This is a genomic window from Halomonas sp. DP4Y7-1 (assembly GCF_019800705.1).
Taxonomy (GTDB): domain Bacteria; phylum Pseudomonadota; class Gammaproteobacteria; order Pseudomonadales; family Halomonadaceae; genus Halomonas; species Halomonas litopenaei_A.
In genome coordinates, this window is sequence record NZ_JAHVKS010000001.1 from 190,511 (window position 1) to 214,497 (window position 23,987).

At 63.2% G+C, this 23,987-nt stretch carries 16 protein-coding genes; 5 read left to right on the plus strand and 11 right to left on the minus strand.

From position 1 onward, the window contains the following. Positions 1 to 17: 17 nt before the first annotated feature. The 5 genes from KUV72_RS00765 to KUV72_RS00785 form a co-directional block, all read right to left on the minus strand. Complete coding sequence (locus tag KUV72_RS00765) at positions 18 to 1,064, minus strand: TRAP transporter substrate-binding protein (protein WP_222237110.1); 1,047 nt, start codon at positions 1,062 to 1,064, stop codon at positions 18 to 20. Between the two features lie 87 nt (positions 1,065 to 1,151). After that, a complete protein-coding gene (locus KUV72_RS00770) occupies positions 1,152 to 2,444 on the minus strand; it encodes a TRAP transporter large permease (protein ID WP_222237111.1) in 1,293 nt (430 codons plus the stop codon). 111 nt (positions 2,445 to 2,555) lie between these two features. After that, positions 2,556 to 3,764 carry a CaiB/BaiF CoA transferase family protein gene (locus KUV72_RS00775; protein WP_222237112.1) on the minus strand — a complete coding sequence of 403 codons (1,209 nt, stop codon included), beginning with the start codon at positions 3,762 to 3,764 and terminating at the stop codon, positions 2,556 to 2,558. 35 nt (positions 3,765 to 3,799) lie between these two features. Further along, a complete protein-coding gene (locus KUV72_RS00780; protein ID WP_315857831.1) occupies positions 3,800 to 4,495 on the minus strand; it encodes a GntR family transcriptional regulator in 696 nt (231 codons plus the stop codon). A 235-nt stretch (positions 4,496 to 4,730) separates the two neighbouring features. Then, positions 4,731 to 5,468 (minus strand): Crp/Fnr family transcriptional regulator, encoded by a 738-nt coding sequence (locus KUV72_RS00785; protein WP_206940074.1) that lies wholly within the window; start codon positions 5,466 to 5,468, stop codon positions 4,731 to 4,733. A gap of 219 nt (positions 5,469 to 5,687) precedes the next feature. On the opposite strand from KUV72_RS00785, the gene KUV72_RS00790 reads away from it, so the two are divergent. Together KUV72_RS00790 and KUV72_RS00795 are read left to right on the plus strand one after the other, a co-directional pair. Next, on the plus strand, positions 5,688 to 5,894 hold the full coding sequence (locus KUV72_RS00790) for a hypothetical protein (RefSeq protein WP_206940071.1): 207 nt from the start codon (positions 5,688 to 5,690) through the stop codon (positions 5,892 to 5,894). Positions 5,895 to 6,226: 332 nt separating this feature from the next. Beyond that, complete coding sequence (locus KUV72_RS00795; protein ID WP_222237114.1) at positions 6,227 to 6,973, plus strand: TerC family protein; 747 nt, start codon at positions 6,227 to 6,229, stop codon at positions 6,971 to 6,973. A 95-nt stretch (positions 6,974 to 7,068) separates the two neighbouring features. Here the strand turns inward: KUV72_RS00795 and KUV72_RS00800 are convergent, their stop codons facing one another. Continuing rightward, a complete protein-coding gene (locus tag KUV72_RS00800) occupies positions 7,069 to 7,881 on the minus strand; it encodes an acyl-CoA thioesterase (RefSeq protein WP_206940067.1) in 813 nt (270 codons plus the stop codon). A 125-nt stretch (positions 7,882 to 8,006) separates the two neighbouring features. Between KUV72_RS00800 and tadA the strand changes: the two genes are divergently transcribed. Continuing rightward, positions 8,007 to 8,495, plus strand: coding sequence for a tRNA adenosine(34) deaminase TadA (gene tadA, locus KUV72_RS00805; protein WP_222237115.1), 489 nt, complete (start codon positions 8,007 to 8,009; stop codon positions 8,493 to 8,495). A 39-nt stretch (positions 8,496 to 8,534) separates the two neighbouring features. On the opposite strand, the gene KUV72_RS00810 is transcribed toward tadA, so the two are convergent. From KUV72_RS00810 to mltF, 3 genes are all read right to left on the minus strand, one after another. Further along, the gene (locus tag KUV72_RS00810) at positions 8,535 to 10,553 is read right to left on the minus strand and encodes a sensor domain-containing diguanylate cyclase (RefSeq protein ID WP_222237116.1); all 2,019 of its coding nucleotides are present in this window, start codon (positions 10,551 to 10,553) and stop codon (positions 8,535 to 8,537) included. Between the two features lie 181 nt (positions 10,554 to 10,734). After that, the gene (locus KUV72_RS00815; protein WP_222237117.1) at positions 10,735 to 12,696 is read right to left on the minus strand and encodes a sensor domain-containing diguanylate cyclase; all 1,962 of its coding nucleotides are present in this window, start codon (positions 12,694 to 12,696) and stop codon (positions 10,735 to 10,737) included. A 13-nt stretch (positions 12,697 to 12,709) separates the two neighbouring features. Beyond that, positions 12,710 to 14,167: a membrane-bound lytic murein transglycosylase MltF gene (gene mltF / locus KUV72_RS00820; RefSeq protein WP_206940059.1), complete on the minus strand. Its 1,458-nt coding sequence runs from the start codon at positions 14,165 to 14,167 to the stop codon at positions 12,710 to 12,712. A 156-nt stretch (positions 14,168 to 14,323) separates the two neighbouring features. Between mltF and purL the strand changes: the two genes are divergently transcribed. Next, positions 14,324 to 18,241, plus strand: coding sequence for a phosphoribosylformylglycinamidine synthase (gene purL, locus KUV72_RS00825; protein WP_222237118.1), 3,918 nt, complete (start codon positions 14,324 to 14,326; stop codon positions 18,239 to 18,241). Between the two features lie 181 nt (positions 18,242 to 18,422). Then, the gene (locus KUV72_RS00830; protein ID WP_222237119.1) at positions 18,423 to 19,226 is read left to right on the plus strand and encodes a crotonase/enoyl-CoA hydratase family protein; all 804 of its coding nucleotides are present in this window, start codon (positions 18,423 to 18,425) and stop codon (positions 19,224 to 19,226) included. Between the two features lie 340 nt (positions 19,227 to 19,566). On the opposite strand, the gene KUV72_RS00835 is transcribed toward KUV72_RS00830, so the two are convergent. Then, the gene (locus KUV72_RS00835; protein WP_222237120.1) at positions 19,567 to 22,638 is read right to left on the minus strand and encodes an efflux RND transporter permease subunit; all 3,072 of its coding nucleotides are present in this window, start codon (positions 22,636 to 22,638) and stop codon (positions 19,567 to 19,569) included. A gap of 2 nt (positions 22,639 to 22,640) precedes the next feature. Next, positions 22,641 to 23,762 carry an efflux RND transporter periplasmic adaptor subunit gene (locus KUV72_RS00840; RefSeq protein WP_222237121.1) on the minus strand — a complete coding sequence of 374 codons (1,122 nt, stop codon included), beginning with the start codon at positions 23,760 to 23,762 and terminating at the stop codon, positions 22,641 to 22,643. Positions 23,763 to 23,987: the final 225 nt, after the last annotated feature.

Here is a 23,987-nt window from a genome sequence, read left to right on the forward strand (position 1 = left end):
CCGATGACCCCAGGTGCTCACGACTGTCCCAGCGCCAGCTGAATGGCGCGTTCTCCGATGTCTTCACCCACCTCGCCTTTCCAGTGATCCCAGACCTTGTGGGTGGTTTCGTTGAAGGCCGCCAGGTCCTCCTCGGTGGGCGCGATGACCTCGACGTTCTCGGCGCGCACCTGGGGCCAGTAGTCATTGGGGTAAATGTCGTCATTGCAGTGGTGGATGAAGTTGTCGTCGTACCACCGTGCGGCGTCAGTCAGCAGGTTCCGGCTGTCGTTATCCAGCGCGTCCCAGCGATCTCGCAGCATGAAAGGGGCGACCGAAAAGCCGGTGATGGGGAGCTGGTAGCACACGTCGACCTGCTCCTGAAGGCTGCGCCCGATGATGGTCGAAATGTTGAAGACCCCCGCATCCACGGTGCCGCGCTGCAAGGCCATATACGTCTCTGAAGAGGGAATTCGCACGGCGCCGATATCGTAGGCCTCCAGCGCTGAGGTGGCCTCGAAACTGACGACGCGCACCTTCTTGCCACGAATATCGTCTAGCTGACGCACTGCGTGCTGCTGGGTGCTCCAGATGTATTCCGGCTCGAGAATCCCGCCGCCCGAGGACAGCATGTAGAGATTCTCCTTCGCCAGCTGTTCGTTGATCAGCTCGAACAGCGGGCTGCCAAGGCGAAGGCGCTCCGGATGTCGGTACAGCTCACCGACGACGCCGGGCAAGCCCGTGATGCCAAGAATGGGGAGAGAACGGGTGATGTAGGAGGTGGTATGAAACATGAAATCGATCGTGCGCGAGCGCAGTGCGGGAAGCTGCTCATCGGCCTTGAGCAGCTGGCCCGAATCATAGAAGTCCACCTCCAGGACGTCGCCCCCGTTGTTGCGCAGGTAGTCAACGAATCCTGCCGACCCGTAGGTCAAGGCCTTGTAGGACGGTGGCAGATAGGTGACCCCGGTGAAGGTCGTGGCGGCCTGGGCGCGTCGTGTCATGAGCGCCTGGGGCCCCAGCAGTGCGGTACCGGCTCCGGCGAGTGCGGTGGTCTTCAGCAGTTGGCGGCGAGTCAGTGTCATGGGAACGTGTCCTCTTATCGTTGTCGTTGTCGTTGCTTCAGCGGTTGCTTGGCTCTTGGGCAGAAGTGTTGGTTGAGGCTTGTCTGGTCAGTGCATCAGGCCGGGTAGCCATAGGCTGATGCTGGGAAACATGACGAACAGCATCAGCACGATGAACTGCACCGCGACAAAGGGCAGCGCACTCTTGATGATTTCCTCGACGGATAGCTCGGGGCAGACGCCTCTGAGCGCGTAAAGATTGAGACCCACCGGCGGTGTGATGACCGCAATCTCCAGGTTCAGCACCATGACGATGCCGAACCACAGCGGGTCATAGCCCATGGCCTGGATCAGCGGCAGCAGCACAGGGGTGGTCACCACGATCAGGGACACCGCATCGACAATCATGCCGAGCAGGATCAGCAGCAGCATGATGGCCAGCATGATCGCCCAGTCAGGCAGACCAGACACCGTCAGTGACTCGGTCAAAAGCTGTGGCACGCGGACCATGTTGAGATAGTCGCCGAAGATCTTGGCGCAGCCGATAATCAGCAGAATGGCGCCACTGATGCGTGCCGTACTGGCGAGAATCCTGGCGAAGGAGGCCCAGGACAGGCAGCGGAACACCAGCGCAGCGATGAGCAGGGCCCCAAAGGCACCAATCCCCGCGGCTTCGCTGGGGGTCGCCAATCCCGAGTAGATCGACCCCAGCACGACCAGCACAAGCAATGCGGCATGCCAGATATGGGCGAGACTGTGCCAGCGCTCTCGCCAGCTGAAGCGCTTCTCGACGGCGGGCGCCTCTGCAGGCCTGAGGCTTACCCGCACAAAGATGAAGAGTGACAGGGCCAGCGCCAGTACGACGCCAGGCACGATGCCGCCAATGAACAGGTCGGCGACCGACACGCTGGCCACGGCGCCATAGATGATGAAGGGAACGCTCGGTGGAATCAGCATGGCCAGGGCGCCAGCGCTGACGACCGCTCCAGCCGCTAACGAACGGCTGTAGCCACGTTCGAGCATCTGGGGCACGGCGATGGAGCCGACCGCTGCCACTCCCGCCAGACTGACTCCCGACACGGCACCGAAGACCGCAGAAGCGCCCACCGATGAAATGGCCAGGCTGCCCCTGAGCCAATGCAGCCACGCCAGGGCCGCGCGGAACAGATGGCTGCCTACCGGCGTTGCCCCCAGCAGGTTGCCCATGAGGATGAACAGGGGCAAGGCAATCAGCTCGAACGCATTGAGCTGACCAAACAGTGATGAAGGGGCGAAGAAGAACGCCATGGAGCCGCGGGCCATATAGAGGCCCGCGAGGCCAGCAAGCCCGAGTGAAAGAAAGATCGGGATGCCAAAGGCAATCAGCGCAATCAGCAGCGCCAGCACGATGATGGGTTCCATTCAGAGGCCTCGTTGTTGTTGTAGCCTGTTGCCGGCACTGACGAGCAGCTGCGGCTTAGGGAAACGCGGCACAAATGCCTGCGCCGCTCGGCTGATGACGTCAGCGCTCCCTCAGATGACCCCGTCTCTACGCAGCTGGTCGATATCGCCTGACGCCATCGACAGCCAATCTCCCAGTATGGTGTCGGTGTGCTCGCCCAGGGCGGGACCAACATGGCGGACCTGGCCAGGAGTCGCCGACAGACGAGGAAAGACATTCTGCATGGGCAGCGGTTGGCCGTTGCGGTCAGGCACGTCGACGATGGAGCCGCGCTCACGGATGTGCTGGTCCTCCAGCATGTCCTTGGCGGTATACACTAGACCGGCGGGCACACCTGCCTCGGCCAGCAGGTCGACGATGTGCTGGGCATCGTGGCGGGACGTCCAACCGGCGATCAGCGCATCGATGGCCTGCTGGTTGTCGCCTCTGGCACGATGGTCGACGTAGTCGGGGTGGTCTGCCAGTCCTGGCTGGCCCATGGCCTGGCACAGCCTGCGGAAGACGGTGTCCTGATTGGCGCCGATGATGACGTCACGTCCATCCCTGGCGGGGTAGGCGTTGGACGGCGCAATCTTGGGCAGGAAGCTGCCGGCGCGTTCGCGAATCTTACCGGCCCTGGCGTAATCGGGTATCAAGCTTTCCATCATCGCCATCACCGCTTCGAAGATGGCGCTGTCCACCACCTGGCCCTGCCCGCTGCGCTCGCGCTGGTGAAGGGCGAGCAGCGCGCCCATGGCGCCCTGGACGCCGGCCAGGGTGTCCCCCAGCGAGATGCCTACCCGGACCGGCGGACGATCGGGATAACCGCTGATGTAACGCAGTCCGCCCATGGCCTCGCAGACAGCGGCAAACCCTGCCCGTGAGGCGTAGGGGCCATCCTGACCGAAGCCGGTGACCCGCACCATGATCAACCCAGGGTTATCCGCAGACAGGCTGTTGTAGTCGAGCCCCCAGCGCTCCATGGTGCCTGGACGGAAGTTCTCGATCAGCACGTCGGCCTCTGCCGCCAGGCGCTTGAGCAGGGCCTGACCTTCGGGCTTGCGCAGGTCCAGCGTGAGCGACTGCTTGTTGCGCGCGATCACGTTCCACCACAGCGGCTCGCCGTTGGCGTCGGTCTGGCCCCATTGGCGCATGGCGTCACCCTTGCCCGGTGGCTCGATCTTGACCACCTGGGCGCCGAAGTCGGCCAGGATCTGGCCGCAGGTCGGGCCGGCAATCAACTGTCCTAGTTCCAGCACCTTCAGGTCATCGAGAGGCAGGTTGGCGATGAGGTCTTTCATGGCGGAGTCCGTAGGTAGAGGTTCAATGGGGCGCGTTACCTGGCCGTGTCAGGCGACGTGACGATAGTGGTATGCAATTCGCGGGCGGCGAGCAGGTGGGCTCGCATCACGTTCTCGGCCCAGGCGGCATTGTTTGCCGCGATGGCGGTCAGCATTTCCCGGTGATGCTGCATGCTGCGATGCAGGGCCTCGCGGTCGTAGCTCGCGAAGTTGCGGCGGATGATCGAGGTTCGCACGACACTCTCGAGCATCTGGGCCAGTCGCTGATTGCCGCTGGCCTGAATCAACAGCCGATGAAAGCAGTGATTGAGCGAGGCAAGCTCACTGTGCTCCGCGCCGCCGAGTGGTCCCTCCGTCAGCGCTTCCATGCGAGTTGCCAGGTCCTTCAGTTGGGTCATGGTCGCGGGATCCATGCGCCTGGCCGCCAGGCCAACGGCCATGGGCTCCAGGACCAGGCGCAGCTCGAAGACCTCCCGGGCATCGTCTGCGGTCCATTCGCTGACCCTGGCGCCCTGATGGGGAATCGCCTCGAGCCAGCCTTCAGACACCAGTTCGCGCAGCGCCTCTCTGACTGGGGTGCGACTGACCGCCAGCTCTCTGGCTACCGCCGCCTCGCGGACGAACTGGAGGGGACGATAGGTCCCGTCGAGAATTCGCTGCTTGATGGCCTCATGGACCTGGGCAGTGGCCGTGGGGCCGGGCGTGGCGGTGCTGTGGTCGGTAGACGTCACGGCGCTTCTCTCACATTGCATGCAATTCCAAGAGTAGCGGCTAACATCAGCGTCTGAAGTTAGACTTTGGAACGAAATTGCATGCAACCTGCGTCAACTATGGGCAGGAACGGGCGAGGACGAGCCGAAGGCGTGGGCGGACAGGTAGGGGCAAATAGGGGCAAGCAGGGCAGCACAAGATAGCCGCAGCGAGGGGGCGCTGATGATCAGGCCCCACCGCGGTCAGCGACCTGCGTCAACGATGCGCGGCGAACAGGCTGTCGGCCAGGTAGCGCTTGTCGAACTGTCCGGCGTCAGCCAGGGCGGCCGGATCCGGCAGCAGCAGGCGATGTCTGCTGCGATGGATAAGGCCTTCCTCGTCCAGAGCAGTAAAGGTGCGGCTGACGTGAACCGGGCTCAAGCCCAGCACATCGGCCAGCATTTCCTGCGACAGGGGCAGGCGCAGTGCATGGTCCTGTTGTCGTCCTGCGGTCTTGGCCAGGCGTTCATACATTTCCATGATGAAGTGGGCGAGCTTCTGACGAGCGCTGCGGCGCGACAGGTTGACCAGGCGTTCCGTCAGCAGCACCTGCTGTCGGCTGGCCATGGCGAACAGGATGGCGGTCAGATTGGGTGACTGGCGAAAGATGTCGTCGAGTCGGTCGTGGGGAAAGCGGCAGACCACTCCATCCTCGATCATGCGCACGCCGGTCAGGCGCTGATGAAAGGCGTACTCCCTTAGCCCGATCACGTCCCCGGGAAGGTAAACCTCGAGAATCTGGCGCGATCCATCTTCCAGCTGCCGATAGGAGTAGGCCCAGCCTTCGCTCAGCGTCAGGAAGTCGTTGGCGGGATCTCTCTCTTCCCAGAGTTGCGAGCCCGCGGTCACATCCAGCGGGGACTTTTCCAGTGCTTCCACCAATTGTTGGTCATGCTCGCTCAAGCTGCGGTAATGACGGAAGTGTCTGACGATGCAGCTGTCCTTGGACGGCACGGCAAGGCTCCTTGAGGTGTGATCATGACGCAGATGAATCCTGCGCTTACGTTAACCCAGGTTATGTCGGGGCGGTAGTCGTGGGCGCAGGATGGACGAGCTGTCGTAGGGATTCCCTCAGCATCACCCGGTCTGCGCTCGACACTGCCTTGAACGGCGGTGTCGGGCATCCCGTGGGCGAGGGAGCTTCCTCCCACTCTCCACCGAAAGGAAAGCATCATGCATATCGGCGACACCCTGCGGATCCGTCGCGAGCTCGTGATGGTCGCAGATGACCAGCTCGTGTCCGGCAATACGGCAGACATCATTGATACATCAGGCCTTAGCCCGGACGACCACCAGGATCCCTTACCCCGCTATCGCGTGTTGATCGACGACGTAGGCGAGCATGAGTGCTCGTGCACCATCCTTGATCGCCTCACGTAATGCTCTTTTGAGGTTGGGGCGAAGCCCTGACGTGCCGTTGCGGCACGCTCGTGCATCCAAGCGTTAGGTCTCCCTCGTCGGCCAGTGCCGGCGAGGTGGCGATGTCTTTAGAGAGGCTTCGTTGGCCAGGATCCAGCGCGCACTATCTTTCTTCACTCACTCTCATTTCCTCATCCTCATTCCCTCGCTCTGATTCCCGCTTCCTCGTTCCCTCATTCTCCTTCCCTAGGCTTCTTTTCTTCACCATCTTGTGCTGAATCGGAAGGTGGCTGATAGTGCTCGGGAAGGCGTCTTGCCTTCTCATTGGGCTCTGTTCTGGCGGGAGGGAAGGCATGTTCGACTGGGTGGCATCACCCGAGGCATGGATTGCGCTGGGCACGTTGACGGCGCTGGAAATCGTGCTCGGCATCGACAATATCATCTTCATTTCGATACTGGTGGGACGCCTGCCGGAGCATCAGCGCCAGCGCGCCAGGATGCTGGGGCTGGGACTGGCGATGGGGGCACGCATTGCGCTTTTGCTATCGCTGGCTTGGGTGATGAGCCTGACGGCACCACTGTTCACGATACTGGACGTGGAGATATCGGGGCGTGATCTGGTGCTGTTGCTGGGTGGGCTGTTCCTGCTGGCAAAGAGCACTCACGAGATTCATGCGGCGGTGGAAGGTGCCGGCGACACTTCCGCGACCAAGGTCGCGGCGTCCAGCATGGTGGCAGTGCTGGCGCAGATTGCCGTGATCGACATTGTGTTTTCGCTGGACTCCGTCATCACCGCAGTGGGCATGGTCGACCATGTTCCGGTCATGGTCATTGCGATAGTGGCGGCCGTGGGTGTGATGATGGTGGCCGCCAAAGGCATAGGGGAGTTTGTTGATCGTCACCCGACGATCAAGATGCTGGCACTGAGCTTTCTCATTCTGATCGGCGTCATGTTGGTGGCCGAGGGACTCGGCTTCCATATTCCAAAAGGCTACATTTACTTCGCCATGGCCTTCTCGGTCACCGTCGAGATGCTCAATCTCAAGATCCGCGCAAGGAACCAGCGGTCAGACCAGAAGGACGTTCCTTCCGACGGCTGACCCCGCAGCGAGAGGCCGGGTACAGGCGTCGACATGCTCAGCCGCCGCTGGCTCGCACGAACAGCAAGCGCCTTGCTGTTCGTGCTGAGTGGGCGCTAGGACCCCTGGCGCAGCCGTGTCAGACCTTCCTGGGCACTGGAGGCCACCAGCTCGCCCTTGCGGTTGTAGATGCTGCCGCGGGCGAGGCCTCGCGCTCCTCCTGCCCAAGGGCTGTCCATGTCGTACAATAGCCAATCGTTGACGACGACGTCCTGATGGAACCAGAGCGAGTGATCGAGACTGGCGATCTGCAGTGAAGGATCGCCAAAGCGAATACCGTGTGGAACCAGCGACGTGGTCAGCAGATTGAAGTCCGAGCTGTACGCCAACAGGTAGCGGTGAAGGGCGGCGTCATCGGGAAGCTCGCCACGCAGGCGGAACCACAGTCGCTTGCGCGCAGGCTGTCCCGGCTCAGCGCTGTCCTCGACGTGGCGAAACTCGATGGGATGACCGGGGAACCTTAGTATCGCATCGCTGGCGTCCGGTTCGCTGATATCGAGGCTGGGCATGCTGGCCTGGTGGCTGAAGCCGTCTTCACGGCCGTGGAAGGACGCACTGCAGAAGAAAATGGGACGCCCTTTCTGAATAGCGGTGATGCGACGAGTGGTGAAGCTGCCGCCGTCGCGCACGCGATCGACCTGGTAGACCACTGGCATGGATGCGTCACCCGGGCGCAGGAAGTAACCGTGCAACGAGTGCACTTGGCGCTCAGGATCGACCGTCTGAGTAGCCGCGGACAGGGCTTGCCCAAGCACCTGTCCACCAAACAGCTGAGGCAGTCCCAGATCCTGGCTACGGCCCCTGAACAGGTTCTCCTCCAGCATTTCCAGGCCCAGCAGGTCAACCAGGCCCTTCAAGGCGTCGGACATTCGCGTATCCTCCATGAGCCGGCATGAAACCGGCCTGTCGATGACCGCTGCGACAAGGTGTTCTTCGCCGCGGCGATCAGAAATCAGTAATGTGCTTGTTGACCAGTTTACGGGAGAGACCCATCTTGCGCAGTGATGAATTCTATATGCACCGAGCGCTAGAGCTTGCTGAGCAGGCGGGGCGCGCGGGAGAAGTGCCGGTGGGGGCGATCGTGGTGGATGCCGAGGGAAACATCGTCGGCCGAGGATTCAACTCCCCCGTTTCCCGTCATGATCCGAGCGCCCATGCCGAGGTCCAGGCGCTAAGAGACGCAGGCGTCACGTTGTCCAATTATCGTCTGGAAGGGTGCACGCTGTACGTCACGCTGGAACCCTGCATGATGTGCAGCGGCGCGATCATTCACGCGCGCATTCGCCGCCTGGTGTATGGCGCCAGTGAGCCACGCTCGGGAATGGTCGAGTCCAAGGCGAATCTGTTCGACCAGCCCTGGCACTTCCACCGGGTGGAGGTGCAAGGCGGTGTCCTGGCCAGTCGCGCCTCTCGACTGTTGAAGGCCTTTTTCGTGGAGCGCCGCGCCGCGGCTGATCCGCACAAGGGGCAGGACGCTAGCTGAAGCCGGTGGCAGGCAACTCAAGTACGTCAGCGGCTGGCGTCAGCCACCGGGCTCAGCGTAAAGGTCTGTGCTCTGGACAGCTCCCTCGGGGGCCGCTGGGGCTTCCTCCACTCGGTTGCGTCCCCTTCGCTTGGCCCGATAAAGCGCCAGGTCCGCTTGATGCAACAGATCCTTGGGCGCAACGCTGCCTTGGGCCTGCGTGATCAGGCCAATGCAGACGGTCAGTGGGCGGCCATCAACATGCTGTATGCCGCTGGACTGAACCGCCTCACGCAGTGACTCAGCCCACTCTCTGGCCTTCGCTGCGTCGCCTTGAGGAAGGTAGATGACGAATTCTTCTCCCCCGTAGCGGGCGGCGAGCCCATCCTCGGGCAGCTGTCTACGAACGGTCTCGGCGAATCGCTTGAGTGCCCGGTCACCCGCTTGGTGGCCTTGTTGGTCGTTGATGCTCTTGAAGTGATCCAGGTCGCACAGCAGTAAGCTCAGCGGCTGCTGTGAGGCGCTTTTCGGCAAGCTCGCCAGAAACTTGCGGCGATTCAACAGTCCTGTCAGGTCGTCATGGTCTGCCAGCCATTCGATGTTTTTCTGCAGTCGCGAACGGCGACGCATCTCGCGACGTAGCTCAGTGTTGGTGTCGGCGATCTGGTGGTGCTGTTGACGCTGCTGGTGACGGCTGTAGAGCAGCTGATACAGCAGCCAGGCCACAATGAAACCGGCGCACAGCGAGGCAGCAGGGTAGTGCAGCTTGAGCTGGCTGAGGAGGGCGTGGCTGGGGCGAATCTCCAGTCGCAGGGGGTGCGTCAAGAGTCTCACTGTACTGCTGACAGACCAGGGCCCCTCTATATCTGGGCCGGGAAGACGCCACACCGGACGCTTGTCTGACCATAGCGTGGCCTGCCAGACACGGCCGTCGCGAGCTTCAGCAGGCATGACCTGAGTGGTCAGCCGGTCCAGGTCGAAGGCCAGCCAGATCGTGCCCAGCGGCTGATGGCTGGAGGACGACATGACCGGCAGGAAGCTGATGATGCCACGTGCACCGTCCGGCAAGGTCAGCACGGCAGAGGCGCTCTCACGGGGGGATGTTGCGGAGTCTTGCGCGTCTGGCATCAGCAGGCCGACATGGCGAGCAGCGTCGCGATCCAGGCCGGTGTGACCTGTGGACTGAAACCGTCTCAACCTGCCTTCTGGGCCTGCCAAGGCGATGAAGGCAAGGTTGGGGAAGTCAGCGAGAAAGGCTTGGGTCTGCGCTTGCCAGCGCAGTGGGTCCGGTAGCGCTCCGTCGAGTTCCCAGTCCAGGCGCAAGCGACGCGCGGCCAGCAGCTTTTCATTGATTCTTGAGGTGATCTGCTGGGCAAGACGATCCGACTCGCGCTGGGCCCGGTCCATCAATTGATGATTGGCCTCGCTTTCCTGCAGATACCACACCCCCGTGGCAATGCCGGCGATCAGACAAGCTGGCCCCAGGCCGCGCAAAACGCTGGGCAAGGCGTTACGCCATCCGGTGACGACGGTAACCACTTGGGTGACCAGTAGCAGTGCTGCCACCGCAAGGAGCCATGGACCGGCCAACGGCGCGAGGGGATTCATGGCTCCAGGCCACCATTGCAGATAGGCCAGCATCGACCAGACCAACGCGGCCAGAGCATGCATGAGCGGCGCACCGAGACTTGCCCGAGTACGCAGCAGCAGACTGAGACTCAAGCAGGTCAACAGCAGGGTATCCAGTAGGCTGGGTGGGCTAAAGCCCCAGCGTGGCGGCGATGTAGCCAGCGCCAACGGTTGGTCGAAAAGCGGAGCGGATAACCACGGTACGGGCAGTAGATAGCCCGACAGGATCATCAGCATCACCATCAGTGATGGCACCAGCAGGCACTGGCTGAGCCACAGTCGCTGGCGGTACCAGGCGAGTTGGCCCAGGCTGATCAACAGCGCCAGACAAAGTGCGGTGCCGGTCGATGAGGCGCCGAAGGCTGTATCTGACACTACCAGCGTTGCCCACAGCCCGGCTACAGATAGCGCCAGAGCGGCGAGCGTCAGCGGAATCCGCAGGGGGGGCATGATGTGGCTCCGGGAAGACATGTCAGATGCAGTTTGTCAGTGCGGGTCGCTGAACCTTCCCGTATCGGCTGGTGTGCTCGTATCGGCAAATTTCAGCGGTCATGCGCCAATGGTAAGCAACCTAATGTCTTCGTGCCTCCATAACCCTCATTTACTTGGCGGTGGCTTGATCCTTGTCAAGTTAGGCGTCGGTCTCAGTACGATTGCGCCCATTACGCTTGGCACGATAGAGCGCGACGTCGGCGCGATGCAGCAGATCTTCGGGAACCAGAGTCTGTTCGTCGTGGGTCGCGACGCCAACGCTGACCGTCATGGGGCGACCATCGGCATGCTCTATGCCGCTATGCATCACCGCCTGGCGTAGGGTCTCGGCGATTTCCAGGGCGTTGTCGGCATCCTCCCCGACCAGTAGAACCACGAACTCCTCACCTCCGTAGCGTGCCAGCACGGCATCGGCCGGTATCGCCAGGGCCCCGACTCTGGCGAAGCGGCGCAGGGCCTTATCACCGGCCTGGTGGCCCAGCTGGTCGTTGATGCTCTTGAAGTGATCGATATCACACAGCAGGACCGCCAGGGGACGCTGCTGTCGTTCACGCTGCAGGGTGGTGAGAAACAGCCGTCGGTTCGGCAACAGGGTCAACTCATCGTGGCCGGCGAGCCATTCCACCTCTCGCTGAAGCTGGGTTCGGTGGCGCACTTCCCGACGCAATTCCTCGTTGGAGCGGAACATGCTGGTGTGCTGCGCGGACATGCGGTGGTGGCCGAAGACCACCATGTACAAAAGGTAGGCCAGCAACAAGCCAATGCTGAGACTGGCGGCCGGCTGGCGTGACTGCTGAGCCAGCAGGTACGCCGAGGAGGCGCTGAGCGATACCACCAGTTCGTGACGTCCCACGGCGATGACGCTGTCGTGGGTCCAGGGGCCGGGTGTCTCTGCTATCGGCCAGTCCCGGATCACATCGTCGGCAACGGCCAGGCGCATGTGGTTATGCTCGCGGTTCAGGCGCGTTGCGGCGTACAGCTGATCGGCCAGCACCGGTAGGCTGAGCACCATGGCGGCTGCCCCGGTGATCTGCTGGGTGCGGTCACTGATGATGGGAAGGTAGTAGATCATGCCCGGCATTCCCTGCAGCAAGGGCACGACGCCGGTGTGCCCCTCCTCGCCCTCGCGCAGCGCCCGTGACAAGGCGTCGATATAGGGGCGGTTAACGTCCAGCGCATTGATCCCGACGATGGCGAGGTTGGCGTCGTCCCGGGGGTAGACGTAACGAATCGTGCCGTCGGGGTCGATATAGGCAATGTTGAGGAAGTAGGCAAAGTCACGATGGTAGCGTTCTGCCTGGCGCTGCCACTGTGTCGCGGTAGGTTGCACGTCGAGCAGGCTCCAGAAGCTGGCAAAGCGACGTACCGCTTCAAGGTGGGCCGTCACCTCGTTGCTCAGTTGCTCCGACAATCGCTCCGTCTCTTCCTGCATCTGGGCCTGCAGCCTGCGATCTTCGTACAGCCGTTGCTGGTGCCACACCAGTATGGTCACCAAGACCAGTGCCAGGGACGGTAGTAGACTGCGCAGAATGCTGGGACGGGTATGACGCCAGCCGGCGACGACGCCGCTGAACTGGGCGCCGAGAAGCAGCGTCAGCAGCGCCATGCTGGCGGGGGTGCCCGCAAGATTCTGCGGGGAGTCGGTGTGGCCGTTGAGCACGAGCCACAGCTCGGTGATCAGCAGCAGCAGTGACAGTGACTGGAGCAGCGGCGTGGCCAGGCTGGCACGTGTGCGTCCGAGCACTCCTCCGGCCAGCGCCAGCAGAATGAACAGCTCGATCAACGGAGGACGCAGGCTGTCGATACCACTGACGCCGGGCAGGCGCGCGGCCCAGTGCTCGAGCGTGGCGTAAGGAAACAGTCCCTCGGGCAGCAGGTAGCTGGCCAGGCCCAACAGCAGCACGGCGAGCACCGGCAGCAGACAGACCGCAGACAGCCGCACCCCCCGCCAGTACCAGGCGGCTTGCCCCAGGCTCACCGCGAGCAACAGCGACCAACTGGCGATATAGCTCTGGTCTTGGATCATCACTGGCTTGATGATCAGGCCCGTCGCTGCCAGCACAGCAACCAGCAGGGTGAGGACCAGGGCGATTCGCGACATTGGCAGGGGTGTCCTATGGCATCGGCGGAACGAGTTCAAAGATCTCGGAATCCGCCTGATCCGGCAAGCGCGCATTCAGCTTGTGAAACTGCTGTTGGCTGCGGTCGACGTAATCGAGGATCTCAAGATAGCGGCGGATATTCTGCACATAGATCACCGGTTCGCCACCCCGAGCGTAGCCATGGCGGGTCTTGCTGTGCCATTGGCTTTCCTGCAGCAGTGGCAACGCGTCGCGTACATCTCGCCAGTGGTCCGGGTTGCCACCCCGCATACGGGCGATATCACGGGCGTCGTAGAGGTGCCCGAGGCCGACGTTGTAGGCCGCCAGGGCCATGTACAGTCTGTCATCGCCGCGAATCGAGTCAGGCAGACGTTCCTCGATGCTGCGCAAGTAGCGGGCGCCTCCCTCGATGCTTTGGGCCGCGTCCAGGCGATTGGCCACGCCGACTTCCTCGGCGGTGGCATTGGTCAGCATCATCAGGCCGCGGACGCCGGTGGGTGACGTCGCTTCCGGGTCCCAATGGGACTCCTGATACCCCACTGCGGCCAGCAGCTTCCAGTCAAAGTGCTGCTCTCTTGCCGCCTGCTTGAACAGTTCATCGTAACGGGGCAGGCGCTGGTTGACGTGGTGGATGAAGACCCGGGCACCGACATACTCGAGATAGTCATCGTGGCCGAAGTAGCGGCTGACAAGAAGGTCCAGCTCACCGCTGTCCTGCAGATCCTCCAGAAAGGCGTTGGCCTGTTCGACCAGGGCCAGACCGTCCAGGGAGGCAAAGGCCCAGGCCATGGTGACCGGCTGGCCGACATCGAAGCCATCTTCCACCTCAGGGAAGAACAAGCGGTTGAGCCGGAACTGGTGGGCATAGACCACTGCGGCGTCAAGGTCGCCATCTTCGACCCGGCGCAGCAGGGCGGCGATTTCCAGGTCCTCCGCCTCCTTCCAGCTCAGCTGTGGACGACGCTGCTGCAGCTCGTGCATGACGCGACTGATACCGGTGCCCTTGGCGATGCCGATGTTCAGTTCGAGCAGATCATCAAGCTCGTCTGGCGGTGGCAGGTCACGCCGGTAGACGACCATGGGCTGCATCGACAGAATCGGACGCGAGAACATCAGCCCCGGTGCCAGCGGGTCCAGCGGCAGCGCGGCGGCGCCCAGGTCTCCCTGATCACGCACCGCGTCGAGGACGCTTTGCACGTGGTGATCATCGCTGAGATTCAGGCTGACCCCGAGGCGATCGGCGAAACGCCGCATCAACTCGTACTCGAACCCAGTGGGCCCCTGGCGTCCCTCGTAGTAAGTGAAAGGGGTGTTGCGGGTGTGCACCGTGATGAAGTCGCGCTCCAGCACTCGCTGCAGCGTGACGTCGGAGGGGGGCACGGGCGGTCTGGGCCAGCATGCGAGAACCAGGCCCAGGCCGATGGTGACAAGGGTGCGCAGGTGTCGCGCGTGACGTAAACCGTCCTTCATCGTAAGACATCGCTGGCCGTGGAGCGCCCACCTTACCCAGCCCCTGCGAAACTGTCATCCGCGACGATTTCTCGCACCCGCCGGTTTCCAGTATCATATGTCGTCTCGCCCGCCGCGGCCCCTTCTTTTATCGCTGACCTTCAGAGGCTCCTGGATATGCTCGAACTGCGCGGAGCGCCCGCCCTGTCCAACTTCCGTCACGCCAAGCTGCTGGCTCAACTGCGTGCATCCGTCCCCGAGATCGAGGCACTGCACGCCGAGTACGTGCACTTTGCCGATGTGGGGGAGGAGCTCAACGCTGACGAGCAGGCCCTGCTGTCACGGTTGCTCGACTACGGTCCGGCGCAACAGGAATCCGACGTGGAAGGCCTGACGCTGTTGGTGGTGCCGCGGGTTGGCACCCAGTCCCCGTGGTCGTCCAAGGCCACCGACATTGCCCGTAACTGTGGCTTGACCCAGATCAAACGTCTGGAGCGCGGTGTTCGCTACCGCTTGAGCGTCCGCGGTGAGCTCAAGCAAGCACACTTTGATGCCATCGTCGCTGGCCTGCACGATCGCATGACCGAAACCGTGCTGCATGATAGCGCCGATGCGGCGACCCTGTTCGCCCACCACGAGCCGGCTCCGCTCGGCCAGGTCGACGTTCTTGAAGGCGGCCGCAGCGCGCTGGAAACCGCCAATCGCGAGCTCGGCCTGGCCCTGGCCGAGGACGAGATCGACTATCTGGTCGACGCCTTTGTCGAGTTGGGGCGTAACCCCAGCGACGTCGAGCTGATGATGTTCGCCCAGGCCAACTCAGAGCACTGCCGTCACAAGATCTTCAACGCCGACTGGCTGATCGACGGTGAAGCCCAGAGCCACTCGCTGTTCAAGATGATCAAGAACACCTATCAGGCCTCGCCTGAGGGGATCTTGTCCGCCTACAGCGACAATGCTGCCGTCATCCAGGGCAGCGAGGCGCGACGTTTCTATCCCACGCCGCTGACCGGCAAGGACGGAGAGCGTGCCAGCTATGGCGGCAAGGTGGAGCCAATCCACATCCTGACCAAGGTCGAGACTCATAACCACCCCACCGCCATCGCCCCGCATCCGGGCGCCGCTACCGGTGCTGGCGGCGAGATTCGCGATGAAGGCGCCACCGGTATCGGCGGCAAGCCCAAGGCGGGCCTGACCGGCTTTACCGTGTCCAACCTGCGTATTCCCGAGTTCGTGCAGCCCTGGGAAGCCTTCGACTACGGCAAGCCCGAGCGGATCGTCACCGCGCTGGACATCATGCTTGAGGGCCCCATCGGTGGCGCCGCCTTCAACAACGAATTTGGGCGTCCCAACCTTACGGGCTACTTCCGTACCTACGAGCAGGACGCCCTGGGCGCCGGCGGCATCGAGCGTCGTGGCTACCACAAGCCGATCATGATCGCTGGCGGTTACGGCAACATTCGTGATGAACACGTTGCCAAGGGCGAGATCCCGGTGGGCGGCAAGCTGATCGTGATGGGCGGCCCGGCCATGCTCATCGGGCTGGGCGGCGGCGCGGCCTCTTCCATGGCCTCGGGCTCATCCAGCTTTGATCTCGACTTCGCTTCGGTCCAGCGCGACAACCCAGAGATCGAGCGACGTGCCCAGGAGGTCATCGACCGCTGTTGGGCCCTGGGTCAAGACAACCCCATCTGCTTCATTCACGACGTGGGCGCCGGTGGACTGTCCAATGCCTTGCCGGAGCTGGTCAAGGATGGCGACCGTGGTGGACTGTTCAGCCTGCGCGAAGTGCCCAACGCCGAGCCGGGCATGAGCCCGCTGGAAATCTGGTGCAACGAGGCCCAGGAGCGCTACGTGCTGGCGGTGGCCCCCGAAGATCTCGAGACCTTCGACGCCCTGTGCAAGCGCGAACGCTGCCCCTACGCGGTGGTCGGTGAAGCGACTGCCGAGCATCATCTGGCCGTGGTGGATGGCCACTTCGATACGCGCCCGGTTGATCTGCCCATGAGCGTTCTGTTCGGCAAACCGCCGAAAATGCAGCGGGAATTCGAGCGCAATAGCCTCGAGCTACCGGGCGTCATGCTCGATAACCTGGACCTTCGCGAAGCCCTGGACCGAGTGCTGCGACTGCCGACGGTGGCGTCCAAAAGCTTCCTGATCACGATCGGCGATCGCTCCATCACCGGACAGGTGGCGCGCGACCAGATGGTGGGTCCGTGGCAGGTGCCGGTGGCCGATGTGGCCGTGACCACCGCCAGCTTTGATACCCATGCCGGTGAAGCCATGGCCATGGGCGAGCGTTCGCCGGTGGCCTTGATCAACCCCGCGGCCAGCGCGCGACTGGCGGTAGCCGAGTCCATCACCAACCTGGCGGCGGCCCCCATCGCCAAGCTGGGCGATATCAAGATGTCCGCCAACTGGATGAGTGCTGCCGACCACGTCGGTGAGAACCAGGCATTGTTCGACGCCGTGCACGCCGTAGGCATGGAGCTGTGCCCGGCGCTGGGTATTGCGGTACCGGTCGGCAAGGATTCGATGTCCATGCGCACGGCCTGGGAGCAGGATGGCGAGCAGAAGGCCGTCACCTCGCCGCTGACCCTGGCGATCACCGGGTTTGCCCCGGTGACCGACGCGATGAAGACGCTGACGCCGCAGATTCGCCTGGATCAGGACGAGAGCGACCTGCTGCTGATCGACCTGGGCGCCGGCCTCAACCGTCTCGGTGGCTCTGCACTGGCTCAGGTCTATGGCCAGGTTGGCAACGATTGTCCTGACCTGGACGATGCCGAGGACCTCAAGGCGTTCTTCAGCGTGATCCAGGGGCTCAACGCCGATGGCCGCCTGTTGGCCTATCATGATCGCAGCGACGGTGGCCTGATCGTCACCCTGCTGGAAATGGCCTTTGCCAGCCGCGCCGGTCTCGAGATCAAGCTGGACTGGTTGATCGATGAAGCCTCCGAGGCGGTCAATGCGCTGTTCAGTGAAGAGCTGGGCGCCGTCATCCAGGTGAGCCGTGAGCACACCGAAGAGGTGCTGGCGCAGTTCGCGGCGGCGGGGATCGAAACCTGCGGCGTCATCGCCCGTCCTCGCTACGACGACCAGATTCGTGTGACGCTGTTCGAGGAGCCGCTGCTCGAGACCACGCGCCAGCTGACTCAGCGTACCTGGTCCGAGACCAGCTATCGTCTGCAGGCCCTGCGTGATAACCCCGAGTGCGCCAAGAACGAGTTCGACAACCTGCTGGATACCCGTGATCCCGGGCTGAGCGCCACGCCTACCTTTGATGTGGACGAGGACATTACGGCGCCCTTCGTCAATCTGGCGCGCCCCCGTGCGGCCATCCTGCGTGAGCAGGGCGTGAACGGGCATCTGGAGATGGCCTGGGCCTTCGACAAGGCCGGTTTCGAGGCCGTCGATGTGCACATGAGCGACCTGCTGGAAGGGCGCGTGGGTCTGGACGAGTTCAAGGGGCTGGCCGCCTGCGGTGGCTTCTCCTACGGCGACGTACTCGGCGCGGGCGGTGGCTGGGCTAAGTCGGTGTTGTTCAACGAGCGCGCTCGCGAGCAGTTTGCCGCCTTCTTTGCCCGTGAGGACAGCTTCTCGCTGGGCGTCTGCAATGGCTGTCAGATGCTGTCGCAGCTCAAGGAACTGATTCCCGGTGCCGAGAGCTGGCCGCGCTTCGTGCGCAATGAGTCGGAGCAGTTCGAGGCCCGTGTGGCCATGGTTCAGGTAGAAAAGACACCGTCGATCCTGCTGGCCGGGATGGAAGGATCGCGACTGCCTATCGCCGTGGCCCATGGTGAGGGGCGTGCCGAGTTCCGCGATAGCGCCCACCTGCGCAGCATGCAGGGCTCGGGGCAGGTGGCATTGCGCTATACCGATAACTACGGCCAGTGCACAACGCGCTACCCGGCCAACCCGAATGGGTCGCCATCCGGCATCACCGGACTGACGACACCGGATGGCCGCGTCACCATCATGATGCCGCACCCCGAGCGGGTGGTACGCGCCGTGACCAACTCCTGGCGTCCGTCAGAGTGGTCTCAGGATGGCGCCTGGCTGCGGTTGTTCCGCAATGCGCGGGTGTGGCTGGGCTGAACCAGGTCCCTCTCAGGACTCAGCGTGTCTGCTAGACCCTGTGATAGCGCCGCCTTCGGGCGGCGTTGTCGTTGCTGGCGATGATGACTCGCTGGAAAGGTTGATGCTTGAGCTTGTGCTGCTACGCAACAGGTGCCAAGTTTGATGCTGCCGATATCGGTCTTTTTCAGATGGAGCCCCCATGTCGCCTCCCACCCAGCGCCGTTTCCATGATCGCCTGAGCGTGACCCTGGCCAACCACGTGGCCAGCGTTCACCTTGAGCGACCAGATCGTCACAATGCGATGGACCCCCCGATGATCGACGCTCTGCTGGATGCCCAGCAGTGGCTTGCCGAGCGTGTCGGGGTTCGCGCGGTGGTGCTCAGTGGTGAGGGCGAAAGCTTCTGCTCTGGTCTCGACGTGGCCTCGGTCGTGGCGTCCCCGGAGCGCATCGCCTGGCTGTTGAGCCCGGATGCCCGCGGCATCAACCCCGCTCAGCGTCTGGCGCTGGGCTGGCGCGAGCTGGGCGCACCGGTGGTGGCGGCGCTGCATGGCCATGTCTATGGGGCAGGCCTGCAGATGGCGCTGGGGGCAGATATTCGGATTGTTCATCCCGAGGCGATCCTGGCGTTGCCGGAGATCGAGTGGGGGCTGATGGCGGACATGGGGGTCAGCGTAACCGCCGCCTGGCTGCGCCACGATATCCTTCAGGACATGATGCTGACCGGGCGTCATCTTGCCGGCGATGAAGCCATGGTACTGGGCCTGGCGTCGCGCCTGGATGGGGACCCGCGGGATGCCGCGGCTGAGCTGGCGGGCGACCTGGCGCGACGCTCGCCCAAGGCGGTGGCCGCCGCGCGCAAGTTGTGGCGTGAAGCCCCCGGTCTCGACCAGCGCGGGCGTCTGGCGATGGAGGCCGAGCTCCAGCGCAATCTGCTGGCAGGGCAGGAACAGCGCGAGGCAACCCGTGCTCGCCTGGATGGCAGACCGCCGCGCTTTGACTGAGCGCGAGCTAAACCGCCGTGCCCGCCTGGATGGCAGACCGCCGCGCTTTGACTGAGCGCGAGCTAAACCGCCGTGCCCGCCTGGACGGCAGACCGCCGCGCTTTGACTGAGCGCGAGCTAAACCGCCGTGCCCGCCTGGATGGCAGACCGCCGCGCTTTGACTGAGCGCGAGCTAAACCGCCGTGCCCGCCTGGATGGCAGACCGCCGCGGTTCGACTGAGCGCTGTCCAGGGAGCGTTGCTCCGGCAGTCGGCACAGGGCCCCGGCGGTGCACAAGCACCGCCGGGGCCCTGTCGTTGACGCTACCCCCCGCGTTATCACTGGGGACTCACCCTTGTGGTCAGCCCGCAGTGGCGGTTCGGGCCGGTGTGTTCGGGTAGATGCCGAATAGGGTGGCGTAGATCACGGGCAGAATCACCAGGGTCAGCAGTGTCGCCGCCCCCAGGCCGAACACGATGACCACTGCCATGGACGCGAAGAAGGCGTCACCGAACAGCGGAATCATGCCCAACATGGTGGTGATCGCGGCCATGGAGACGGGACGTACCCGGCTGATGGCGGCGGCCATGATCGCGTCGAAGGGCGCATCGTGCTCACCCATCTGGATCTTGATTTCCTCTACCAGCACGATGGCGTTCTTGAGCACCATGCCCACCAGGCTGAGGGTGCCGAGCAGCGCCATGAAGGTAAAGGGGGCGTTGAATGCCAGCAGACCGCCGACGATGCCGATGACGGTCAACGGCACGATGGACCAGATCGCCAGCGACTGGCGCAGATTGCCAAACAGCAGCATGGTCAGGATGAACATGCCGAGAATGCCGAGGGGCAGCAGCTTGAACAGCGCTTCCTTGGCATCCCGTGAGGTTTCGTCCTCGCCCCCCCAGCCGAGGTGGTAGCCCTCAGGCAATGGGATCGCCTCGATCTTCGGCTGCAGCCTGGCCAGGATATTGGCCGCCGTCTCGCCGGACAGCGGCAGCGGTTCGGCGTACACGGCCAGCATGCGTTGACGATCTCGGCGCTTGATCAATGGGTCGTGCAGACGTGTCTGCAGCGGCCCCATGACGGACCCGGCGCTGACGTACTTCTGTTGTTCGGCGCTCCACACATTCAGGCTGGAAAGGTCATTGAGTCCGTAGCGCTGGGAGGCTTCGTCACGCAGGACGATGGGTATCAGGTCAGAGCCCTCGCGGTAGACCCCGGCGACCTGACCGTCATTGTGAATCAGCAGCGCCTGATGCAGGGCTTGGCGGGTGACGCCCACGCGGCGGGCCTGCTGTTCAAGGAAGTCCGGGGTCAGTTCTTCCACCCGATTGCCCCAGGACAATCGGATGCTGTCGACCAGCGGATCGGCACGGAACACGTCGCTGACCTGGGTGGCCAGGGTACGCAGGGAGTCAGGATCAGGTCCGTAGATCCGCGCCTCCAGACTTGCCTTGGCCGATGGCCCCACCTGCAGTGCCTGGACCTTGTACTGTACCTGAGGGTATTCATCGCGCAGCAGGGTGATGATGTCGGCCATGCGCTGGGCTCTGCTGTTAAGGTCGTCGGTCTCGACGATCAGCTGGCTGTAGCTGGCGTAGCGGTCCTCCGGCGAATAGGTCAGGGTAAAGCGCTGGGCGCCGCCGCCGATGACGCCGGTGACGTGGACCACTTCATCCATCTTGGCCACCTGGGCCTCCAGCTGGGATGCGATCCGCTCGCTTTCGAGGATATCGCTGCCCTCCGGCATCCACACGTCGACAAAGAACAGTGGCGTGGTGGAGTCGGGGAAGAAGGCATTCTTGATATTGGAGGACAGTGCGAAGGCGCCGACGAGCAAGCCGATGCAAGTAGCGATGGTGAGCCAGCGGAAGCGGATGCCCTTGTCGACCAGCCAGCCGAAGATGACGAAGATCAGTCCCTTGTAGGGATCGCTGTCTGTCTGCTCCGCGTCCGCCGGTGCGTCCTTGAAGAACATGTCGAAAAAGAAAGGCGTCAGCGTCAGGGCGGTCACCCAACTGAGCAGCAGCGAGTAGAACAACACCCAGAACAGTGAACCGACCAGTTCGCCAGTGGCGTCCGGCGACAGACCGATGGGAGCAAAGGCGGTGATGGCGATGGCGGTGGCACCCAGCAGCGGTAGCCAGTTCTGGCCAGCCACTTCCTTGGCCGCTGCGAGCTTGCTCTTGCCCTTGCCAAGGCCAATCAGCATGCCTTCGGTCACCACGATGGCGTTGTCCACCAGCATGCCCAGCGCGATGATCAGCGCGCCGAGGGAGACCTTCTGCAATTGCAGGCCGTGGGCGGCCATCAGCATCAGCGTGCCGAGGATGGTGATGGTCAGGATCAGCCCCATCAGCAGGCCCGAACGCACGCCCATGAAGATCAGTAGAACGACGATGACGATGCCGACCGATTCCATGAGGTTGATGACGAAGCCGGATACCGCTTCCTGGACCACTTCGGGCTGGTGGTAGACCGGCGTCAGCTCCATGCCCAGTGGCAGGCGGGATTCTAGCTCGGCCAGGCGCGCATCCACGGCCTCGCCTACCTTGACCACGTTGACGCCGGAAACGAAGGACAGGCCGATGGAGATCGCCGGTTTTCCGTCGGCGTGATAGAGCTGCCCGGGTTGGTCCGTCAGCCCACGCGTCACGGTGGCGATATCGCCCAGGTGGACCGGGTTGGCGTCTGGGCGCCCGATGATCAGATCCTCCAGCGCCTGAACGCTCTTGAACTCGCCGCTAGGCTGCAGTGAGATGATCTTGCCGTCACGACGCACGCTGCCGGCATCGGCCACGGCATTCTGGGCGTTAAGCAGGGCGATCAGTGCATCTGGCGGGATGTTCAGTGCCTGCATGCGCTCACGATTGAGCGAGATGGTGACTTCTTCGGGCCGGTCGCCGGCAATGACCACCTTCTTGACGCCATCGACCAGGCGCAGCTCCCGCTGCAGGAAGTCGGCCTGGTTCTTCAGGTCATACAGGCTGTAGTCGTCGCCGGACAGGTTGAGCAGCAGGCCGTAGACGTCGCTGAAGTCATCTACCACCAGCGACTGGCCGGCGCCGGGCGGCAGGCTGGCCTGGGTATCGCCGATCTTGCGCCTGAGCAGGTCCCAGTATTGGGGCAGGGCGGTACCCTGCACATCGGTGTCGAGCTCCACCGTGATCTGGGACAGGCCCGCACTGTTGACCGTGCTGACCCGCTTGAGGTTTGGGATCTCCTGAATGGCCTTTTCCAGCCGCAGGGTGACTTCTTCTTCGACCTGCTGTGGGGTGGCGCCAGGGTAGGCGGTGCTGACCAGCGCCATGCGGATGGTGAAGTCAGGGAATTCGAGCTGGCCAAGGCCAAGGAAGGAGACCACGCCGCCTACCGATAGCAGCAGGGTGATCATCCAGCTGATGGTCCTGTTGCGTAGAAAATAGCCGATCATGGTCAGAGCCCCGCTTCCTGGACCCAGGGAGTGACCGTCAGCTTGTCACGCATAAGGTGGGAGCCTGCGGTGACCAGCTGATCTCCCGGCTGGAGATCACCGGCGATGAAGACGCCATCGTCATTGGTGGTGTGCACCTCGACCGCGACGGCTTCGACATGGCCTTCGGTCTCGTCGTCGGCCACGTAGCGCCACACCACGGTGTTGTCCGGGGCATCCTCAAGGGTGACGACGGTGCCGAGAGGCACCCGCCACAGGCCCTCGCTGTCCCCGGTCAGGGCGTTGATGTCGATCTCCACCACGGCACTCATGCCCGCCAGAACGTTGACGTCATCGGGGGTGGGCAGGGTCAGCTTGACCTCGTAGCTCAGGGTGCCGCTTGACGCGCGGGAGTCGTGCTCCTTGTAGCGCGCCGGGAAACGGCGTGGATCGTTACCCAGACGCACCCAGGCCAGGGAAGCGTCACGGCTCTGGATATCGCGAATGCGCTCCCGATTGAGGCGGCGCACCTGTTGTTCCGGCAGCTCGAAGGTCACGTCGATATTGCCCGGCTGCTGTAGTACCGCGATGGTCTGCTGGGGGGCGATGACCTGGAAGTTGTCGACGGGAACACTGGCGATGACGCCATCGAAGGGAGCTTTCAGCTCGGTGTAGTCGAGCTGATCCTTGGCCAGGTCGAACTGGGCCTGGGCCGAGAGAAAGGCCGCGCGAGCTTCGTCAAAGGCGGCGCGGCTGATGGCGCCCTTTTCCACCGAGACCTGCATGCGGTGGTAGGTCGCCTGGGCCAGGTCATAGCTGGATTGAGCGTTGGACAGGGCGTTGCGAGCATCACGGTCGTCAAGCAGGGCCACCCGCTCGCCGCTGCTGACGACCTGGCCTGCTTGAACATTCAGCTCCTTGAGTTCGCCGCCGACCCGAAAGGACAGGTCGGTACGCTCTGATGCCTCGACGACGCCGGGGTAGGCGCTCATCGAGCTGTTTCCGATCTCGTCCAGGGTCAGTAACTTGACCGGTCGAGTCACCTGCTTGGTCAGGGCAGGCGTTTCTTCGCTGCAGCCATGCAGCAGCGGTAACCCGGCGATGACGAAACACGTAGCCAGCTGGCGAAAGTGGCGAAGGATCATGAAGGGGTCCTTGGTAAGGGGACAAGGTGGTCGGCGGGAGGTGCCGACATGGATGACGCAGCTGGGCTGGGAGAGCCCGGCTGTCAGCCTGTTGTGACGGGTTACCAAGATGGCGTAGAGTGCATCGCCTTCCTGGTGGGATGACCTGCGGTGGCTCGCGTCGCTGGGTGCCCTGATGGGGACCCTGACGACGCTCATTGTCGAGATGCCGGTGGCAGCATCGCC